Below are 17,425 nucleotides of genomic sequence, written 5' to 3'. Positions count from 1 at the left end.
CGTCCCGTCGGACGCCCCGTGACGTTGGGCACGCCGTCCTGCCGCCCGCCGGACGCCCCGCCACGCCGGTCACTCCGTCCCGTCGCCCGTCGGACGCCCCGTGACGTACCGGCCGAGCACCTGCGGCAGGTAGTCGGCGCAGGGCCCCGGCGGCTCGACGCCCGCCCGCGACGGGAGGAAGGCGAGCGCGTCCAGTTCCCGCGCCGCGGGGTCGCCGCCGTCGGCCGCGAGCCGCGCGTGCGCGGCACGGACGCGCGCCTCCGAGGCGGGCGGCGCGAGGAAGTGGAACCCGAGGCTGCCGAAGCGGCGGCCCCGGGTGAGTGCCCACGGCCGCAGCTCCGCGGGGTCGACCCGGAGCCCGGTCTCCTCGGCCAGCTCGCGGGCCGCGTGCCACCGCAGGACCTCCAGGTCCAGGGGTTCACCGGCCGCGGGCGGCTCGGCGGCCCCGCCGGGGAGGGTCCAGCGGCCGGGCGCCGCCGTGGTGGCCGCGCCGCGCCCCACGACGAGCCCCTCGTCGGTGGGCAGCAGCGCGGTGACGTAGAGGGAGCCCGGCACCCGGTCGGCCGGGCGGAGCCGGCGCAGGGCGCGGTGGCGGTACGTCATCGGGGCCCAGTGGACCACCGTCGCGCCGGAGGGGCGCCGTTCGACGCCGAGGGCGGCGACGAGCGGCCCGTCGAACGTGGCCGGGTTGCGCGTGCGGGTCTCCTCCCAGAGCCGGTCCACCTCGGCCCGCTCCCACGGGGTGAGCGCGGGTGCCGGCCCCTCGACGAAGGTGACCGCCTCGGGGTCCAGGAACTCGACCGCCGCGGCCGGGTGCGGCGGTCGGGGGCGGGACGCGGCCGGATCGGATCTGTCCGGTGGGGCGGGGCGATGGGTCACCGCATGTGGGTGATCTGGATGAGGTTGCCGCAGGTGTCGTCGAAGACGGCCGCCGTCACCGGGCCCATGTCGACGGGCTCCTGGGTGAAGCGGACGCCGAGGTCGGAGAGGCGGCGGAACTCGGCGTGGACGTCGTCCACGTCGAAGGAGGTGAGCGGGATGCCGTCCTCGACCAGGGCGGTCCGGTAGGGGCCGACGGCGGGGTGCGCGGAGGGTTCGAGAACGAGTTCGGTGCCGTCGGGGTTCTCCGGGGAGACCACCGTCAGCCACTTGTGCTCGCCGAGCGGTACCTCGTGCTTCTTCACGAAGCCCAGGACCTCGGTGTAGAAGCGGAGCGCCTTGTCCTGGTCGTCGACGAAGACGCTGGCCAGATGGATCCTCATGGAGTGCTCTCCGTGTTCTCGGGGCGGGTGGGGGGCGGGGGGCCGGCGGGGAGCCAGCGGGCCGCGATGCGGCGCAGCGGCTCCCGGTTCAGGTCGTGGAACTTGTAACGGCCCTCGCGCCGGGTGCGGACGAGGTCGGCGTTCTCCAGCAGGGCGAGGTGCTGGCTGACGGCCTGGCGCGAGAGGCCCAGCCGGTGCCGGGTGGTGAGCCGGGCGCAGATCTCGAAGAGGGACTGGCCGTCGCGTTCGGCCAGCTCGTCGAGTATGCGGCGCCGGGTCGGGTCGGCCAGGGCCTTGAACAGGTCGTCGTCCGTCACCCCGCCACGATAAGCAAGCAATCACTTGCCTATCAAGTCGGGGGGCGGTGCCCTGCTCCGTCCGGCCCTCACACTGGTGACCGAAATCGTCGGTGCGGATGGCTATGATCACCCGCAGCAAGGCCGTAGCGCAGAGGTCGTCGCGCCCACGCATCGAGCTGGAGGACGTCGGTTCGAATCCGACCGGTCTTGCGTCTTCTTGTGTCGACGCGGACGCCGGGCCCCGGCGAAGGACCGGTGGAGTGGTGATGACCCAGCCGACAACGCCCGTACGCTGCCCGGCGATCGAGCATCCGGAGCTGCCGCTCGCCGACCCGGCCGCGCTCGGCCCCCTGCTCGACCGCCTCGCCGACGAGCGGACCGTCGCCGCCGACGAGGCATTCCCGCTCGGCACCCTGCGCGCCGACGGCCGCGTCGACCTGTGCAAGCAGGGCCTCGGCCCCGACGGGGCCGCCCGGCTGCTCCCCGTCGCCGCCGCCTCCCCGCACGCCGCCCACCTGCTCCTCGGCACCAACGCCCTCGGCGACGACGGCGCCCGGTCCGTGGCCGCCGCCCTCACCCGTACGAGCGAGGCGGCGGCCGGCGGTACGGGCGCCGGGCACGGCGTCCGCACCCTCTACCTCGGCTGCAACCGCATCGGCCCCGACGGCGTGACCGCCCTCGCCGAAGCCCTCGCCGACGACACCGCGGTCCGCGCCCTCTGGCTCAAGCGGAACCCCGTCCACGCCGCCGGAGCCCGCACCCTCGCCGGGCTGCTGCGCCGCAACACCGCCCTGCGCACCATGGACCTGGTCAACTCGGGCATCGGCCCCGAGGGCGTACGCCTCCTCCTCGACGCGCTCCTCGACCGCGCCGCCCCGCTCGAACGCCTCTTCCTCGGCGGCAACGGCCTCACCTCCACCGACGCCCCGCTCCTCGCCGCCCTCGTCCGCGACGCGGGCGTGCGCGAGCTGTACCTCCCGGCCAACCACCTCGGCGACGCCGGCACCGCCGTCCTCGCCGCGGCCGCCGACCCCGCCCGGCCCGTACGGCTCGGCCTCGGCGGCAACGGCATCGGGCCCGCGGGCGCCCGCGCCCTCGCCGACGCGCTCGACGGCATCGAGTCCCTCGACCTCGGGCGTGCCATGTCCGAGCGGAGCCTCGGCTCCCCCGGCAACGCCACCGGCGACGACGGCGCGCACGCCCTGGCCGCCGCCCTCCCCGGCAGCCCGCTCCGCCGCCTCGAACTGCGCCACACCGGCATCACCGGGCGCGGCGCCAAGACCCTGCTCGCCGCGCTCCCCGACGGACACCACCTGGAGTACGTGGGCCTCGGCCCCGGACTGCCCCGCCGCGTCAAGCGGTCCTTCACCGAGCGCCTGCGCCCCGCCCGGCCGGCCCACCAGGACCTGCGCGCGATCGGCAGCGTGTACCGGTGAGCGCGAGCGCCGGCGCGACCACGAGCGCGATATCGCCGTCGGGTCCGGGGCGGCGGTCCGGCCCCCGCGCCGCACAGCCGGCCGGTCTGTCCCCCGAGGACGCCGCCGCCTGGACCCGCGTCCGCCGCCACGCCGTCCCCCGCTGGATGATCGAGCGGGCCACCGAGGCCCGGCTCGCCGGGGACTGGCGGGCCGCCTGCGCCGTCGCCGCGGTCGACGTGCCCGCCGACCTCGACCCGGAGCGGATCGCCGAGCGGTACGGCTCCGACGTGGCCGCCCGGGTCGCCGACGACCTCCGCCACCTGGCACCCGACCTGCTGCGCTGGCACCTGCCGCGCGCCCTCGGCGGCCACACCACCCTGGCCCCGTGCCGACGCGTCGTCCTCGCCGCGTACGGCTCCGGGGGACCCGTCCTCTCGGTGACCACCTCGCCCATGCTGGCGGGACCGCAGAAGCTCGCCCTGCGCTTCGGCCCGGCCGTCGAACCGGGGCGGGACACGCTGTACGGCCTCACCTATACCACCGAGGACTGGACGGTCGCCCGCCGCTTCTGGGACGCCCGCCGCGCCGCCGAGCTGCGCCACTGCGCCGGTGGCCCCGGCTCCGAGCGGCTGCCGTTCCTCCACCTCGACGGCACGCCGCTCGCCCCGGAGGAGCTGCCCACCGAGGACCCCGGACACGACGACCCGGCGGCCCGCGCCGAATGGGTGGCCGTGCTCCAGTCCCGGGGCGACCACGTCGGGGCGTTCGCGGCCGCGGGCCTCGACCTCGACCTGACGGCCCCGCCGACGGACCGTCCCACCCAACGGCCGCTCGACGTCCACGACATGATCGGCCGCACCGCCTTCGACCTCACCCGGATCGTCCCCGAGATCCGTCTCCTCCAGGCGGACGGACGCGGTACGAGCTTCCGCGTCCCCGTGAGCTGGCGCGGCCACGTGCGGTTCGACCTCGACCCGGACGCGGCCCCGGCGCGGGTGTCGGCCCTGGCGCGCCCGCTGGACGGCGTCGCGTACCTCCCCTCGTACGCGTGGCAACGCCTGCCCGACATCGGCCTCCTGCGCGCCGGACGCATCCGTCCGGAGGCCCTGCACCCGCTGGTCGCCGCCGCACTGTTCCCCCGGCTCGGCCCCGCCGCCGGTCCGGACGGGCCGACGCCGCCCGCCCCCGTGCGCGTGCGCTGCCGGGGGGAGTGGCACCAGGTCGTCTCGCGGAACGGCACCCTCGACGTCCCGCACACCGAGCAGGAGCAACAGCGCGAACTCGCCCTGCGCGCCTTCGGCGGCGCCGTGTCCGGCTGCTTCGCGACCCGCCACGCCTGGACGGGCGGTGACGGACGGCTGCCGCGCGCCCTGCGGGACGAGCGGCGCGCGTTCTTCCTGCACGTCCGGCACGGGGACACCCCGGGCGTCCTGGCCCTCCTCGACGCGGGGACCGAACCCTGATCCGCGACGGCGACCGCCGGAGCCTCCTGCACCTGCTCCACCTGCTCGACCACCGGGCGCTGCTGCCGCGGTTGCTGGCCGCCGGGCTCGACCTGGAGGCCGTCGACAGGAACGGGGAGACGCCGCTGGTCGTCGCCGTCGCCAACGGGGGTTCCCTCGAGCTCGTCCGGGACCTCGTCGACGCGGGCGCCCGCATCGACGCGACCGACGCGACGGAGCTCTCGCTCGCCCAGATCATCCGCCGGTACGTCCGCACCGACCTGATGTTCCTCCGCCGCCGCGTCCTGGCGGAGCACCCGGGGATCGGCTCCGAGTGGTACGACGAATACGCCGACGAGCGGGACGACGAGCCGGACTGGGACGACGAGCCCGACGGGGACGAGGAGCCGGACGGGGACGAGGAGTTGTCCGAGGACCGGCACGGCGACGACCGGGACGTGGTGACCGGAGCATGACGAACTCCCCGCCGGACGGAGCCGCGCCCACCCCCGTACCCGCCGCCCTCGCGGCCGCCGACGCGCTGGGCGCACGCCTCGACGCCACCCGCACCGAGCCCGCCGCCAGCCCCCAACTGGAGGCGCTCGCCCTCGCCGTGACGGCCAATCAGCCCGTTCTCCTCTGGGGCGAGCCCGGCATCGGCAAGTCGGCCGGCATGGAGCAGCTCGCCGCCGCCCTCGGCGTGCACCTGGAGACGGTCGTCGCCAGCGTCCACGAGCCCTCCGACTTCGCCGGGCTGCCCGTCGTCGGGGACGACCCCGCCACCACCGGCGTACCGATGGCCCCACCGGACTGGGCCGTCCGGCTCGCGACCACCGGCCACGGGCTGCTCTTCCTCGACGAGCTCTCCTCCGCGCCGCCCGCCGTGCAGGCCGCGCTGCTGCGCGTCGTCCTCGAACGCAAGGTCGGCAGCCTGGCCCTGCCCCCCTCGGTCCGCATCGTGGCGGCGGCCAACCCGCCCTCCAGCGCCGCCGACGGCTGGCACCTCACCCCGCCCCTCGCCAACCGCTTCGTCCACCTCGACTGGACGCACGACCCGCGCACCGTCGCCCGCGGGATGGCCGGCACCTGGCCCGAGACCGCGCTTCCCGCCGTGGACCCCGCGCGGATCCCCGGTGCGGTCGCCCGCGCCCGCGGTGTGATCTCCGGCTTCCTGACCGCACGGCCCGGCCTCGCCCACCACATGCCGGCCGCCGCCGAGGGCCGCGGGCGCGCCTGGCCGTCGCCCCGCACCTGGGAGATGGCGCTGCGGCTGCTCGCCGCCGGGTACGCCTCCGGTGCCGGGCGCGAGGCGCGGTCCGCCGCCGTCATCGGCGCGGTCGGCGAGGCGGCCGGGATCGAGCTGGTGTCGTACCTGGAGAACCTCGACCTGCCCGACCCCGACCGGGTCCTCGCCGACCCGGACGCCTTCGCCCTGCCCGAGCGCGGTGACCGCCAACTGGCGTTCCTCATCGCCGTGGTCGCCGCCGTGCAGAGCGAGCCCACGCGCATCCGCTGGGAGGCGGGCTGGGAGGTCCTGGCCAAGGCCGTCGACGCGGGGGTGCCGGACGTCGCGGCGCGCGCCGCCGGGGACCTCGCCGCCCTCCGCGAGCCTGACTGGCCGGTCCCGCCCGGGATCGACGCCTTCCTGGAACTCCTCCACCTCGCCGGCGCCCTCCCGGCCGCCCGCTGACGGACGCCCCCGCGATGACGCCCCCGAGCGGCCCCGCGCCCGATCCCGGCCCCGATCCCGGCCCCGATCCCGGCCCCGCCCCCGTGCTCGACCGGGCCAAGCTGCTGGCCGCGCGGTACAAGGCGGCCGAGGTGCGCCCGTACCTCGCCTCCGCGCTCTACGCGCTGACCGTCGTGCCCTCCGCGCGGGTGCCGACCATGGCCGTCGACCGCTTCTGGCGGTGCTACGTCGCCGCCGGGTTCGTCGAGGAGACCGGCATCGAGGAGCTCGCCGGGGTCTGGATCCACGAGGTCGCGCACCTGCTGCGGGACCACCACGGACGGGCCGACCGGCTTCCGGCGGCCGACCAGCGCGACCCCGTGCGCGTCAACGTCGCGCAGGACTGCGAGATCAACGACGACCTCCTCGCCGACCGGCTGAAGCTGCCGGAGGGCCGGATGGAGCCCGGCCTCTTCGGGCTCCCCACGGGCGTGCTCTTCGAGGGCTACCTGCCGGGCGTCCCGGCCACCCCCCGGCATCCGGTCGACTGCGGCTCCGGCGCGCACGGCCGTCCGTCGCCCTGGGACCTGGGGGAGAGCGGTGCGGGGGTCGCCCGGCTGGGCCCGGTGGAGGCGGAGGCGCTGCGTCGGCAGACCGCCCGGGCGATCCGCGCCCATGCGCGACAGCGCTCCCGCGGGACCGTCCCGGCGGGCTGGCAGCGCTGGGCGGAGGAGGTCCTCGAACCCACCGTCGACTGGCGCGCGGCCCTGACGGGCGCCGTGCGCGAGGCCGTCGCCTGGGCTAGCGGCGCGGTCGACTACTCCTACCGGCGCCCCTCCCGCCGCACCTCCGCCCTCGGCGGCCGCGTGGTGCTGCCGAGCCTGCGCCGTCCGCTGCCACGCGTGGCGATCGTCGTGGACACCTCGGGCTCCATGGGCGAGGACGAGCTGGCCGCCGCGCTCGCCGAGGTGTCGGGGGTACTGCGCGAGGTGGGAGTCGGCGGCAACCGCGTCGCCGTCCTCGCCTGCGACGCCGACGTGCACGCCGTCGCCCGGGTCACCGGGGTCGAGCAGGTCGAACTGGCCGGTGGCGGCGGTACGGACATGACCGTCGGCATCCGGGCGGCGCTCGCCGCGCAGGACCGGCCGCACATCGTCGTCGTCCTGACGGACGGCTTCACCCCGTGGCCGGACGAGCCGGTCTCCTGCCGCCTGATCGCCGCCCTGATCGGCCCGGAGGCCCCCGCGCCCCCGTCGTGGGTCGAGACCGTACGGGTCCCCCCGGCGTCCTGACCGCCCGGGTTCACCCCCGCAGGTGGCGGCCTAGCCGTCGAGGAAGAGGGTCACGGCCATCACGGCGTGGAGGACGATCAGGACGCCGCAGCAGAAGACCAGGACGGCGCCCGCGTAGGTGTTCACCAGGTGCGTGAACGGCGAGGAGGGCACCAGCACGTCCGCCGGGTCCTCCGGGGGGTGGGCGACGGTGATCGTGGGACCGGCCTCGCCGTGCAGGAAGCCGCGGTACGTCCCGGTCGCGTCCGGGTAGACGTACCCCCCGCGGGTCATGGTGGCGCGGGTGGCGGTCACCAGGACGCCGTGCCGGTACAGCAGGCGTTCCCGCCGCGCGCGCATCACCCCGTACAGGCCGAGCCACAGGCCCGTCCAGGCGAAGCCGCCGACCGGGACCGTGAGGAGCACCAGGTCCCACTCGTCCAGCCCGCCCGCCACCACGCACAGGACGACCAGCGCCAGCAGGTGCCCGAGCGCGCCCCGCAGGATCCGGCGGTGGAACCTCGACCGCCAGGTGGGGGCGAGCGAGCGGACCACGGCGAACGGGGTCCCGTCGACGTCGTCGCTGTCCGTCCGGTTCGCCAGGATCGCGTTGACCCCGTCGGCGAAGGCGGCGGCCGCCGCCTCGTCCACGTCGTCGACGCGGTGGACGCGGGGCGTCGTCCCGGCCCTCGCCCGCAGTTCGATCAGGACCGAACGGCCCTCGGCGCGTATCCGGCCCAGCCCGTCGGGGGTGAAGGTGACCTGCTCGCGCGGGAGGTCGAGGACCAGCCCGAGGTCCTCGGCGGACAGGACGGCCCCGCCCCGGCCTCGGAGCACCGGGAGGGAGGAGAGGGAAATCGACATGAGCATGATCGTAGAGCGGGGCGTGGCACCGGTCACCCCTCGCGGATCCCGGTCCGTGGGGACGGACCCGGACCGGTCCGAAGGGCGGCCCCGCCGGAGCCGTATCGAACACGGAACCACAGGGCCGGGGCGTCGCGGCGCGTTCCGTGGCGGAAACGCACGGCTCGGCGCGACTCGGGGGCGAACGAGTTTGGCCCCGGCCGCGTCGCCCGTTCGAGCGGAGCCCGGACGGCGCGGGCGTGACGGCCCCGGCGCGGAGCAGGCTGGCGGGCGTGACGCGGGGCGCCGAGGCGCACGGGAGGTTCCGTGGGGCCGGGAGGGGCGGACCCGCGTCACGAGCACGTTCGGACGAGAGGTGTACGACGCTGATGGCCGCGTTATGGCGAAACGTTCTTTCCGCGCTCACCGACCCCCGCGCGTCCGGGCGCGAGGAGGTCCTCGCACTCGGGGCGGCCGAGCTGGCCCTCCATCGCGACCTGGCCGCGACCGCCGACGACGTAGGGCGCGTCGCCTACGAGGAGTTCGGTGTCCGGATCGACGCGGACACGGCGGCGGCCGCACTCGCCGAACGCCGCACCGGATGCGCCCCACCCGACTGAGCGGGCTCCCACCCGACTGACCCGGGCTCCCGCCCGGCCGGGATGTCATGCTGTCCGCTGTGCCAAGGTTCGCTCTCCTTCAGCAAGGTGCGTACGTCAAATCCCTTGCGTCTCATAACGATTGAGGGCAGGCGAAAGCGGCGGAAGCCCACCCCTGTCAACCGCCGGGCGACAGTAACAAGGAACCCCCGGGGGTACGGGAGCGCGAGCGGCAGTTGGCTTGTTATCGACTGTCTGTGCCCGGTCTCGACACGCAATTCGCCAACCGGCCGCATGGGCACCTCTTTCGGCCACCTCTGGCGAATGCTCTGGTCAGGGCGGCGGGGGGTCGGTCTAGGCTGCATCCCGTTTGACGTCCGAAGATCGCGTTCGGCGCACCGGGGGAAAGCCCGACCTCCCGCCGGGGCAGCCGAATCCATACAAAGGATTGCCGACATGACGCGTGCCCTGCGGTCCCGCTGGACCCGAATCGCCGTTCCGCTCGCCGCCGCCGCCCTCACCACGCTCCTCGCCGCTCCGGCGGCCACCGCGGCGCCGACCACCGACACCGGCACCTCCGCCCTGACGTGCTACGACCACCCCTGCATCACGGGCATACGCGCCGCGACGCACGCGGACTACGACCGCCTCGTCTTCGACCTCACCGCGGGGACCGCCGTCACAAACACCTACACGAACACCACGGGCGCCTACATGCCCATGAGCGGCCAGACCGAGTACCTGGACGTCAAGGGCGACTCCTACCTGTTCGTCACCATGGACCCCGTCCACCTGGCGAGCGGCCTGACCTTCAACAAGTCCTTCGGGCTGCCCACCGTCAAAGCGGTCCAGCTGACGAACTTCCACGCGGCCAGGGGCGAGTTCGGCATCTCCCTCGGCCCGTCGACCAGCTACCGCGTCTTCACGCTGACCGCCCCCAACCGGGTGGTCGTCGACGTCTACCGCTAGTCGGGGGCGGGCCCGCCCGGGCCCGGCACGACGTGCGATCCCCTGAGAGCCGGCCGGAGGGGCGCCCCCGGCCGGCTCCGGCATCCGCTCTGTTACGTTGCGGAGTTCCGGATCAAGGACGACCGGAGCACGGACGAGAGGACCCGCACGATGGCCGTCATCCACCGCACCACCCTGCGCCCCACCAAGCTGGAACTCCTCGCCGCCTGGCTCCCCACCCGGGAGTGGTACGCGGGCGGGGAGCCGCGGCCGGTCAAGGCGGGGGGTTTCCGCCTCGACGACCCGGAGGGCGAGGTGGGCATCGAGTTCATGGTCGTCACCGACGGGGAGGCCCCGGACGCCGTCGCGTACCTCGTCCCCATGACCTACCGGGCCGGGCCGCTGGACGGCGCCGAGGACGGCCTCATCGGCACGACCGAGCACGGCGTCCTGGGGAAGCGGTGGGTGTACGACGGCGCCCACGACCCCGTCTTCGTCGCCCAGTCGTACGCGCTGCTCACCGGCCGCGCGGTGCCGCAGGCCCAGTCCCTGACCGACACCCCGGACCCGACGGTCGCCGCCTCCGTCGACGGCCTCGACGGCCTCGCCGACTCCAAGGGTTTCGAGGGCTCCGGGGGCGACGCGGAGATCGTCCGGGTCACCGACGGACCCGGCCGCACCGACATCGAGGTACGGACGCCGGGCGCCGCGGCCCCGCTCGTCCTGCGCCTGCGGCGCACCCCGGGCGACGTGACCGAGCCGGAGGCCGTGGGCCGGGTCGTCGCCGAGTGGCGGCGCGCCGACGGCACGACCGCCCGCGAGCCGTTCGTCCTCGTCCTCCCCGTCACACCCAGTTGATCTCGGCACGGGCGAGCAGCGGGTCCTCCACCAGCTCCCACAGCGGCACCGCGAAGTTCCCCGTCCGGTAGCGGCCGCCGAAGTGGAGACCGAGGACCCGGTGGTCGGCGAGGTCGAGCACGGGCGAGCCGCTGTTCCCGCCCAGCGTCGAGCAGTCGTGCTTCATGACCAGGCCGCCGGGGGTGAAGTCGGTCGCCGCCCCGGGCTGCAGCCGCTTCACGTTGTAGACGTCCATGAAGATCCGGCGCATCGACTCCGGCTCGTTGCGCCGTCCGTCCCACGCCGGGTAGCCGATCACGTACACCGGACGCCCCGGTAGGCTCGCCGGGGCGTCCGCGGCCACGGCGAGCGGCGTCGGCAGCCCCCCGTCGCCCGCGGGCTCGACCCGCAGCAGCGCCATGTCGACGTCCGGGTGGATCCCGATGATCTCCGTGACCTCGTACGGCGCCGGAGGCGCGCCGGGCGCCCCGACGTCCGGCCCGCCCGGCACCGGCGCCCCGACGTCCGGCACGCCCGCGAAGGGCGCCCCGGCGGGCGGCAGCTCCTCCGCCGGGTCCACCCGCGCCGACATGGCGAAGCCGAAGACCCACCGGTCACCCTCCGACCGGGCGAACTCCACCGCCACATGACGGTTCGTCATCACCGTGCGCGGTCCGACGAGGAACGCCGTCCCGATCCAGTCCAGACTCGGATGCCCGCTCACCTCCACCCGGCCCACCCGCGCCAACGAGTCGCGTATGGCAAGCCGTTCGCCGTCCAGCACCGCCCACTCGTCCCGCTGCGACGCGAAGTCCTGCCCCTGCACCAGAATCGCCGGACGCCCCTCCAGGAGCACGATCGCCTCCACCCCGAAGGCCTCGTCCTCGCGGATCTCGTCCTCCCGGTGCGCCGCCAGCTTCTCCAGGCCGCTGACCCCCGCCTCCAGGACCCGCGCCCGCTCCTCACGGGCGAAGCGCGAGATCTCGACGCCCGGCGCCGCCGCAGCGGGCAGCTCCCACGACGACTCGGCGATCTCCGCCTCCAGGCCGGCCCGCACCCGGTCGGCGACCGCCCGCAGATCACCGAAGATCCGCTCCGCACCGGTCGCGACCGGCGAAGGCGTCCCTGTTCCGTTCGGCATCGTCACTCACCTCGGCTTGGCGCGTCGTGGGGATCGCTCCCCGGGACCGGCCGCCCCCGCTGGGCCGCCATGATCTCCTCGTACAACTCCGGCCGCTGCTCCCTGAGATGGCCGAGGATCCCGCTCATCTGGGTGCCGACGTTCACGAACCGGGTCTTCCCGCCCTGGAACTCGACCTCGTCGATCTTCCGCGTCCCCCGGTGCAGCCCCACCACCGTCCAGTCGTCCAGACAGACCGGTGAACCGGAGGAGCCGCCCCGGGTGTCGGTGAAGTACAGCAGGTCGTGCTCGTCCGCCCGGTAGACCAGGTTGTTGCGCAGCGCCACCCGCTTCGGCAGCCCGCCCGGGTGCTGGATGATGTTCACCGGTACGCGCTGCCGCTCGCGCACCAGCAGGGGGCGGGTCGCGATCCGCAGCATCGGCCGCTCCGGCTGTCCCGGCGCGAGCCGCACGACCGCGTAGTCGAGCGCCGCGTCCCAGGCGGCCAGCTCACCGGCCGTCGCCTCCGGCGGGTCCACGGTGTTCTCGACGAAGTCGAACCGCGACCGGGACATCAGCGCCTGCAGCCGCAGGTCCTCGTCGCTCACGTAGGGCCGCACCCCGCGCTCCCACGAACGGGCCATGACCACGTGGTGGTTGGTGATGAGCAGGCCCGGCGCGATCATCCACCCCGTCCCGCCGTGCGGGTAGTTCGGCAGCAGCGGCGCGCCCGCCTCGTACGGCGGAATCCGCAGCAGCGCGACGGAGGCCCCGGCCCGGATGCCGTCCCGCAGGAACTCGTAGGGCACCGTGTCGTCCTGGAGGATGATCTCCTCCTTCAGCTCCGTCGGCATCGACTCGTCCGGCAGCTCCGCCTCGCCGCCCGTCGTGCGGGCCACGGCGTCGAGCGCGCCCTCCAGGACGGCGCGCGGCCCCGGCTCGTGGGTCTTCTCCAGCGCGTTGTGGAGCCAGACCTCCAGCGGCACCAGACCGGACATCAGCCGCTCGACCCGGTTCATGGCGGCGAGGTCGGCGTCCGTCTGCTCCCTGGGGTCGCCGTGCGGTGCGAGGGTCGCCGTGAAGTTCACCGGAATGCCCTTGAGCAGCACCGGGCGCAGCAGGTGATCGGCGAGTCCCGCCTCCGTGACGGCGTTGCGGACTCGCACCAGCTCCTCCGGCGGCAGATGGGGCTCCGCGCGCAGCGCGGCCCCGGCGGCGGTCGGTGCCGGCCGCGTCCACCGCCCCGTGCCGGACCGCCCCTGAAGGGCCCCCGCCCCCGACGCCTCGGCGTCCATCGCCGACGCCACCCCGAGCAGCAGGTCGCCGCTCCCGTCCCGCAGCGCCAGGGCCTGCCGCGCCACCCCGTCGAGCGTGCCCCGCCGCCGGGCCTCGCGCAGCGCCCGCTCGATCGTGCCCCGGGCCATGCGGGGCGGCGCCCCGTCCGCCCCGAAGCCGCCGCCGTTCGCTCCCGGCCGGTCCCGTACGGCTCCGTCCTCTGCCCGCCGGTCCCGTACGGCTCCGATCGCCGAGGCCCGGTCCCGTACGGCCCCGTCCGCCGCCGACTCCAGGATCCGGGCGAGCGGCTCCCGCAGGCGCGGTTCGTCGTCCATCGTGACGTCGATCCAGTGGGCCAGCTCCGTCACCACCGCCTCCTCGTCCGCCGGGAGGCCGACCAGGCGCAGCGTGTGCTCCAGGAGCTGCGGATCGGCCCGGCCCGCGGTGGCCGCCGCCGTACGCGCCAGGGACGGCTGCCGGGCCAGTTCCTCGTCCCGCATGCCCCGCAGCGTCCGGGCCAGCCGCTCCCGGGTCGCCGGGGCGGAGTCGTCGTCCGCGAGGGCCGCGAGGCGGGAGCGGGCCACGAGGACACCCAGCGACTCGAAGCGCAGCCCCAGGCCCTCGGCGACCTCCTCCGCCTCCTCCAGCGCCCGGCCCGCCTCCGCGAAGTCGCCCGCGTCCTGCGCGAGCCGCGCCGACAGCTGCAGCAGTTCGAGACGGGTCTCCGCGCAGCCCGCGTCCGCCGCGTCCTGCACGGCGTGCTCGACGGCCTCCCGCGCCTCGGGGGCCCGCCCGGAGCGGGCCAGCGTCTCGCCGAGCAGCGCGTGCAGACGGCTGCACGGCGTCCACGGCCGCCGCTCGGCGAGCCGCTGCGCCGCCGCCTCCACGTACCCCTGGGTGAGGAGGTCCTCGACCTCGCGGGCGGCGATGCGCTCCCAGTCCTCCTGGGCGGCCTCGGCCATGATCTGGTCGGGCACGTGTCCGCCGATCCTGCCGAGGAGGAAGGCCGCCGAGCGCGGAGCCATCTCGCGGTGGGTCGCACCCCCCAGGTGGGCGGCCACCCCAGGCTCCCAACGCGCCTCGACCGTACGGGGGTTCTCGCCGAGCCGCAGCCGGTGGTAGATCTCCTCCGCCCGCGCCGCCGGGCCCTCGCGCGCCGCGTAGTAGGCCACCGCGCGCCGGTCCACGCCCCGCATCAGATCGGTGCGGGCGCTGTCGGAGAGGCGCAGCATGATGGCCCTCAGGTCGGCCCGGTGCCTGATCGCGCCGGGGCCCGCCGGCTCCATCAGATCGACCCGCGAGGTGAGCAGCCCGAAGAGGCGGCGCGCCTCCTCGTTGCTGTCGACCCGCAGGCCCGCAGGCTCCGCGAGCACCTCCCGGACCAGCTCCGGAGTGAGGAACCGCAGGGCGAGCCCGGCCTGGACGAGCACCCGGACGTCGTCCTCCACGATGTGGTTGAGGAGGCGCTCGTACAGCGTGCCCTGGATGAGCATCTGGTCGACCTGACGGTCGAAGTAGCGGCGCCGCGAGGGCAGTCCGCGCAGCAGCTCACCCGTCGACCCCGCCCCGCCCGGCCCGCCGGCCGCGGCCTCCGCGGCGACCGCCGTACGGGCGGCCAGCTTGAGGCTCAGCGGATGGCCGCCGATCCGGTCGACCAGGTCCTCGGCCAGCACCTCGTCCTCGACCCCGGAGGTGAGGAGCAGGTCCACGGCGGCCTGGTGGTCCAGCTCGGTCAGCTCGCGGGTGCGGGGTGTGAGCACCCGGGCGGGGTGGTCGATGGGCGCCCGCCCGGACACGATGAACCGCAGGCGCGGATAGGCGGCCCGGAGCGCGGTCCAGATGGCCCACATGCGGCCCATGACGGGCGAGCCCCGGTACTGCGCCTCCTCGAAGGAGTCGAGGACGACGACGAACGGCGGCGGCATGGGGGCCGCCCCGTGCGGCCCCCGGCCGGCCGGGGCGCCGTCCCACGACAGGGCCTCCGAAGGCGCAGCGGCTCCGGAGGGTTCCGGGGGCGCGGCGGCTCCGGAGGGCTCCGGTGGCCGCTCCCGGACGGCCTCGGCGACCAGGGTGGCCAGCTGGTGGGCGAGTTCCTGTTCGCGGGCGCTCGCTCGCACGTGGAAGTCGGCCGAGTAGTCCCGGCCGAACGTCGCCCGGGTCGTGGACACCTGGTGGAGCGAGTCGAGTTCGTTGCGCTCGCCGCGCTGGGAGGCTGCCGTGCGCTCGCAGGCGTCGGCGAGCGCGTCGAACTCCCGGCGCCGGGTCGGATGGTGGATGCCGAGCTGCCGGGCCATCTCGGCGATGACCGTGGCCGGTTCGTGGATGGAGAGCGTCGGCCGCTCGAAGTCGATGTAGGCGAAGGGGAATCCGGTGGGCTCTGCGTCCGCCAGCGCGTCGAGCAGGAACCTGGCCAGGAGGGTGCTCTTCCCGATGCCGCCCACGCCGTGGAGGAGGACCGGGGGCTCGGCCGGCTCCTCCGGAAGTTCGATGTAGGTGCGCAGCGCCTCCCGTTCGGCCAGGCGTCCGTGGAACGAGTCCCGCACGAGGCGGCGCAGCGGCTGGAGCACCCGGGCCTTCTCCAGGCGGTGCTGCACCTCGTCCACGGACGGCAGCCCCGTCACGCCCGGCACCCGGCGCAGCCACAGGACCGCCTGGAGGGTGTCCGTGAGTTCCTCCGCCTCGTCCCGGGCGCCCGCGGACGGCCGCGGCACGTCCCCGCCCCCGAGCAGCGCGAGAGCCGCCGCCTCCGGCCCCGACCCGTCGCCGGCCGCCGCGCACGCCGCGCCGAGGCCCGCCCGCAGCGCGCGCAGCGCGGCCCCCGGCCCGTCGAGACCGGCCAGGGCCGCCTCCCTCGCCTCCGGCGTGAGCGTCCACACGGTGGCCTCGGGGGAGGGGAGCGCCGTGCAGTCGTCGACGAGCTCCAGCACGGCGCGTCCGGTCGGCGCGTCCTCGTCCGGCAGCCGCAGCAGCGCCGGGTCGAAATCCTGGAGCAGGCAGGCGGCCTCGCGGTAGCGGCGCCGGGGCTCCGACAGCGCGGGCGCGGCGTCGGCGAGACCGGTGCGCAGGGCGTCCCGCAGCTGGTGCCCGGCCTCCCCGGGTCCGGGCGGCACCGACGCGAAGACCCGGTGGAACCGTACGACGTCCTCGACCGCCGTGCAGACCCGGCGCATCCAGCTCTGCTCGCCGCCCCGGCGGTCGGCGGCGTGCAGCACCTCGGTCACGGCGGTGTCGGTGAGCGCGCGGACGGTCGCCTCGTCGACCGGGCCCTGCCGTTCCTCGGTGAAGAACTCCCGGAAGAACGCCCGAAGATCGTCCGCGTCCAGGAGACGCGTGACGTCCCGGCACTCGTTGTTCCGCACCTCGTAAGGGAGTTGGCGGGCCGACGTCGCGTAGCCGAGGAGTACGAGCCGGGGCGCGGTCTCGGTCCGTACCGGCGTGTGCTCGTAGATCGCCCGAGCGAGGACCCCGACGCAGTCCCAGACGTCGGAGTTCGGGTCGAGCCGGTCGCAGTCGTCCAGGACCAGCCAGAACCGCTCGTCGGCGGCCGTCGCCCGGGCCACGACGCGGTGCACGGCGTCCTCGTACGACGGCAGGGGATCGTTCAACCGGGTCGGGTTCACCGCGATCCCGTCGTGTCCGGGCCCCGCCACGAAGGCGGCGAGCCGCTCCACCAGCCGGGCCGCCGTCGTCGTACGCGTCAGGACCACCCGTACCGGCCGGAAACCGCAGTGCTGGCCGAGGTGGCGGATGAACTCGTACGTGTAGGAGCGGCCGCTGTCCGGCGGCCCGTCGACCACCAGGACCGTCTGCTCCGGGTCGGACACGAAGCCGCGGAGCTTCTCGCGCAGCTCGGCGCGGTCGAGAAACGCCGTGGTGCCCCGCTTGAGGAGGGTGCTGAGGAACGGATCGCGCGGCGAGCGCCGGATCCGCTCGTCCTCCCTCAGCCGGGTGAGCAGGTTCCGCGCCTCGGCGCCCTGCTCGAAGGCGTGCGGGTAGTCGATGGCGCCGAGCCCGTCGAGCGAGGCGAGGACGGAGAGCAGCCGCCGCTGGTGGGCGATGTCCCGGCGGGCCCCGTCCACCACCACGAAGGCGTTGCGGTGCGGGTCCGAGGTGAGCGGGAGGTCCTCCACGAAATCCGCGGGCAGCCCCGAACCGAGCAGCCGGCCGCGGGGCTCGGGGGTGTCGACGAGATGGACCCGCACCCAGTCGGTGACGAGGCCCCACTCGGTCTCGGTGAGCGGCATGGATCACCTGCCCGGCGCTCCTCGCGCAGCGCCGGACGCGCCGGCGCCGGACGTCATGACATCAGGCGAACTGTCTGACGATCTCCATCGTTTCACCGGCCGGGAACGGTCGCAATCGGTGGCCGCGGGTGTCGGGGGCGTGGCCGCGGTGTCAGGCGCGGGGCCGCGGCGTCAGCGGTGCGGCCGCGGGTGTCGGGC

The 17,425-nt window shown here is 75.4% G+C and carries 14 protein-coding genes and 1 pseudogene; 9 read left to right on the top strand and 6 right to left on the bottom strand.

Annotation, left to right across the window (positions count from 1 at the left end; translation table 11 throughout):
* Positions 1-69: 69 nt before the first annotated feature.
* The 3 genes from ACWDVG_RS18515 to ACWDVG_RS18505 are packed head-to-tail and all read right to left on the bottom strand — an operon-like array spanning position 70 to position 1,579.
* Positions 70-879 (bottom strand): NUDIX hydrolase, encoded by an 810-nt coding sequence (locus ACWDVG_RS18515; protein ID WP_451700322.1) that lies wholly within the window; start codon positions 877-879, stop codon positions 70-72.
* Positions 876-1,262, bottom strand: a complete 387-nt coding sequence (locus ACWDVG_RS18510) for a VOC family protein (RefSeq protein ID WP_451700321.1) — start codon at positions 1,260-1,262, stop codon at positions 876-878. The genes ACWDVG_RS18515 and ACWDVG_RS18510 overlap by 4 nt, the downstream gene beginning before the upstream one ends.
* Entirely contained in the window at positions 1,259-1,579 is a 321-nt protein-coding gene (locus ACWDVG_RS18505) for an ArsR/SmtB family transcription factor (protein WP_451700320.1), read from the bottom strand. Before ACWDVG_RS18505 ends, ACWDVG_RS18510 begins: the two co-directional genes overlap by 4 nt.
* Positions 1,580-1,698: 119 nt before the next feature.
* On the opposite strand from ACWDVG_RS18505, the pseudogene ACWDVG_RS18500 reads away from it, so the two are divergent.
* The 6 genes and pseudogenes from ACWDVG_RS18500 to ACWDVG_RS18475 all read left to right on the top strand — a co-directional run bounded on the left by ACWDVG_RS18500 (position 1,699) and on the right by ACWDVG_RS18475 (position 7,382).
* Positions 1,699-1,771, top strand: a pseudogene (locus ACWDVG_RS18500).
* A gap of 56 nt (positions 1,772-1,827) precedes the next feature.
* A complete protein-coding gene (locus ACWDVG_RS18495; RefSeq protein ID WP_451700319.1) occupies positions 1,828-2,997 on the top strand; it encodes a gala protein in 1,170 nt (389 codons plus the stop codon).
* Entirely contained in the window at positions 2,994-4,442 is a 1,449-nt protein-coding gene (locus ACWDVG_RS18490; RefSeq protein WP_451700318.1) for an ankyrin repeat domain-containing protein, read from the top strand. The genes ACWDVG_RS18495 and ACWDVG_RS18490 overlap by 4 nt, the downstream gene beginning before the upstream one ends.
* A 71-nt stretch (positions 4,443-4,513) precedes the next feature.
* Positions 4,514-4,897 carry a hypothetical protein gene (locus ACWDVG_RS18485; RefSeq protein WP_451700317.1) on the top strand — a complete coding sequence of 128 codons (384 nt, stop codon included), beginning with the start codon at positions 4,514-4,516 and terminating at the stop codon, positions 4,895-4,897.
* Positions 4,894-6,111 carry an AAA family ATPase gene (locus ACWDVG_RS18480; protein ID WP_451700316.1) on the top strand — a complete coding sequence of 406 codons (1,218 nt, stop codon included), beginning with the start codon at positions 4,894-4,896 and terminating at the stop codon, positions 6,109-6,111. The genes ACWDVG_RS18485 and ACWDVG_RS18480 overlap by 4 nt, the downstream gene beginning before the upstream one ends.
* A 14-nt stretch (positions 6,112-6,125) precedes the next feature.
* Entirely contained in the window at positions 6,126-7,382 is a 1,257-nt protein-coding gene (locus ACWDVG_RS18475) for a vWA domain-containing protein (protein WP_451700314.1), read from the top strand.
* A gap of 30 nt (positions 7,383-7,412) precedes the next feature.
* On the opposite strand, the gene ACWDVG_RS18470 is transcribed toward ACWDVG_RS18475, so the two are convergent.
* A complete protein-coding gene (locus tag ACWDVG_RS18470; RefSeq protein ID WP_451700313.1) occupies positions 7,413-8,225 on the bottom strand; it encodes a hypothetical protein in 813 nt (270 codons plus the stop codon).
* A 368-nt stretch (positions 8,226-8,593) separates the two neighbouring features.
* Between ACWDVG_RS18470 and ACWDVG_RS18465 the strand changes: the two genes are divergently transcribed.
* From ACWDVG_RS18465 to ACWDVG_RS18455, 3 genes are all read left to right on the top strand, one after another.
* Positions 8,594-8,824, top strand: a complete 231-nt coding sequence (locus ACWDVG_RS18465) for a hypothetical protein (protein WP_451700312.1) — start codon at positions 8,594-8,596, stop codon at positions 8,822-8,824.
* A 435-nt stretch (positions 8,825-9,259) separates the two neighbouring features.
* Positions 9,260-9,772 (top strand): AMIN-like domain-containing (lipo)protein, encoded by a 513-nt coding sequence (locus ACWDVG_RS18460; RefSeq protein WP_451700310.1) that lies wholly within the window; start codon positions 9,260-9,262, stop codon positions 9,770-9,772.
* Between the two features lie 150 nt (positions 9,773-9,922).
* Positions 9,923-10,609 carry a maltokinase N-terminal cap-like domain-containing protein gene (locus tag ACWDVG_RS18455; protein ID WP_451700309.1) on the top strand — a complete coding sequence of 229 codons (687 nt, stop codon included), beginning with the start codon at positions 9,923-9,925 and terminating at the stop codon, positions 10,607-10,609.
* On the opposite strand, the gene ACWDVG_RS18450 is transcribed toward ACWDVG_RS18455, so the two are convergent.
* Positions 10,596-11,729 carry a trypsin-like serine peptidase gene (locus ACWDVG_RS18450; protein ID WP_451700308.1) on the bottom strand — a complete coding sequence of 378 codons (1,134 nt, stop codon included), beginning with the start codon at positions 11,727-11,729 and terminating at the stop codon, positions 10,596-10,598. The genes ACWDVG_RS18455 and ACWDVG_RS18450 overlap by 14 nt on opposite strands.
* 2 nt (positions 11,730-11,731) lie before the next feature.
* Entirely contained in the window at positions 11,732-17,227 is a 5,496-nt protein-coding gene (locus tag ACWDVG_RS18445) for a trypsin-like peptidase domain-containing protein (protein WP_451700307.1), read from the bottom strand.
* Positions 17,228-17,425 lie beyond the last annotated feature (198 nt).

The sequence above is a fragment of the Streptomyces sp. NPDC003327 genome, from assembly GCF_053589515.1.
This window is presented reverse-complemented; position numbering and strand designations above follow the sequence as displayed.

Excerpts from the sequence above, each read along its gene's own strand:
- ACWDVG_RS18510 (WP_451700321.1), bottom strand. The coding sequence starts at position 1,262 with ATGAGGATCCATCTGGCCAGCGTCTTCGTCGACGACCAGGACAAGGCG.
- ACWDVG_RS18495 (WP_451700319.1), top strand. The coding sequence starts at position 1,828 with ATGACCCAGCCGACAACGCCCGTACGCTGCCCGGCGATCGAGCATCCG.
- ACWDVG_RS18480 (WP_451700316.1), top strand. The coding sequence starts at position 4,894 with ATGACGAACTCCCCGCCGGACGGAGCCGCGCCCACCCCCGTACCCGCC.
- ACWDVG_RS18475 (WP_451700314.1), top strand. The coding sequence starts at position 6,126 with ATGACGCCCCCGAGCGGCCCCGCGCCCGATCCCGGCCCCGATCCCGGC.
- ACWDVG_RS18470 (WP_451700313.1), bottom strand. The coding sequence starts at position 8,225 with ATGTCGATTTCCCTCTCCTCCCTCCCGGTGCTCCGAGGCCGGGGCGGG.
- ACWDVG_RS18465 (WP_451700312.1), top strand. The coding sequence starts at position 8,594 with ATGGCCGCGTTATGGCGAAACGTTCTTTCCGCGCTCACCGACCCCCGC.
- ACWDVG_RS18460 (WP_451700310.1), top strand. The coding sequence starts at position 9,260 with ATGACGCGTGCCCTGCGGTCCCGCTGGACCCGAATCGCCGTTCCGCTC.
- ACWDVG_RS18455 (WP_451700309.1), top strand. The coding sequence starts at position 9,923 with ATGGCCGTCATCCACCGCACCACCCTGCGCCCCACCAAGCTGGAACTC.
- ACWDVG_RS18450 (WP_451700308.1), bottom strand. The coding sequence starts at position 11,729 with ATGCCGAACGGAACAGGGACGCCTTCGCCGGTCGCGACCGGTGCGGAG.
- ACWDVG_RS18445 (WP_451700307.1), bottom strand. The coding sequence starts at position 17,227 with ATGCCGCTCACCGAGACCGAGTGGGGCCTCGTCACCGACTGGGTGCGG.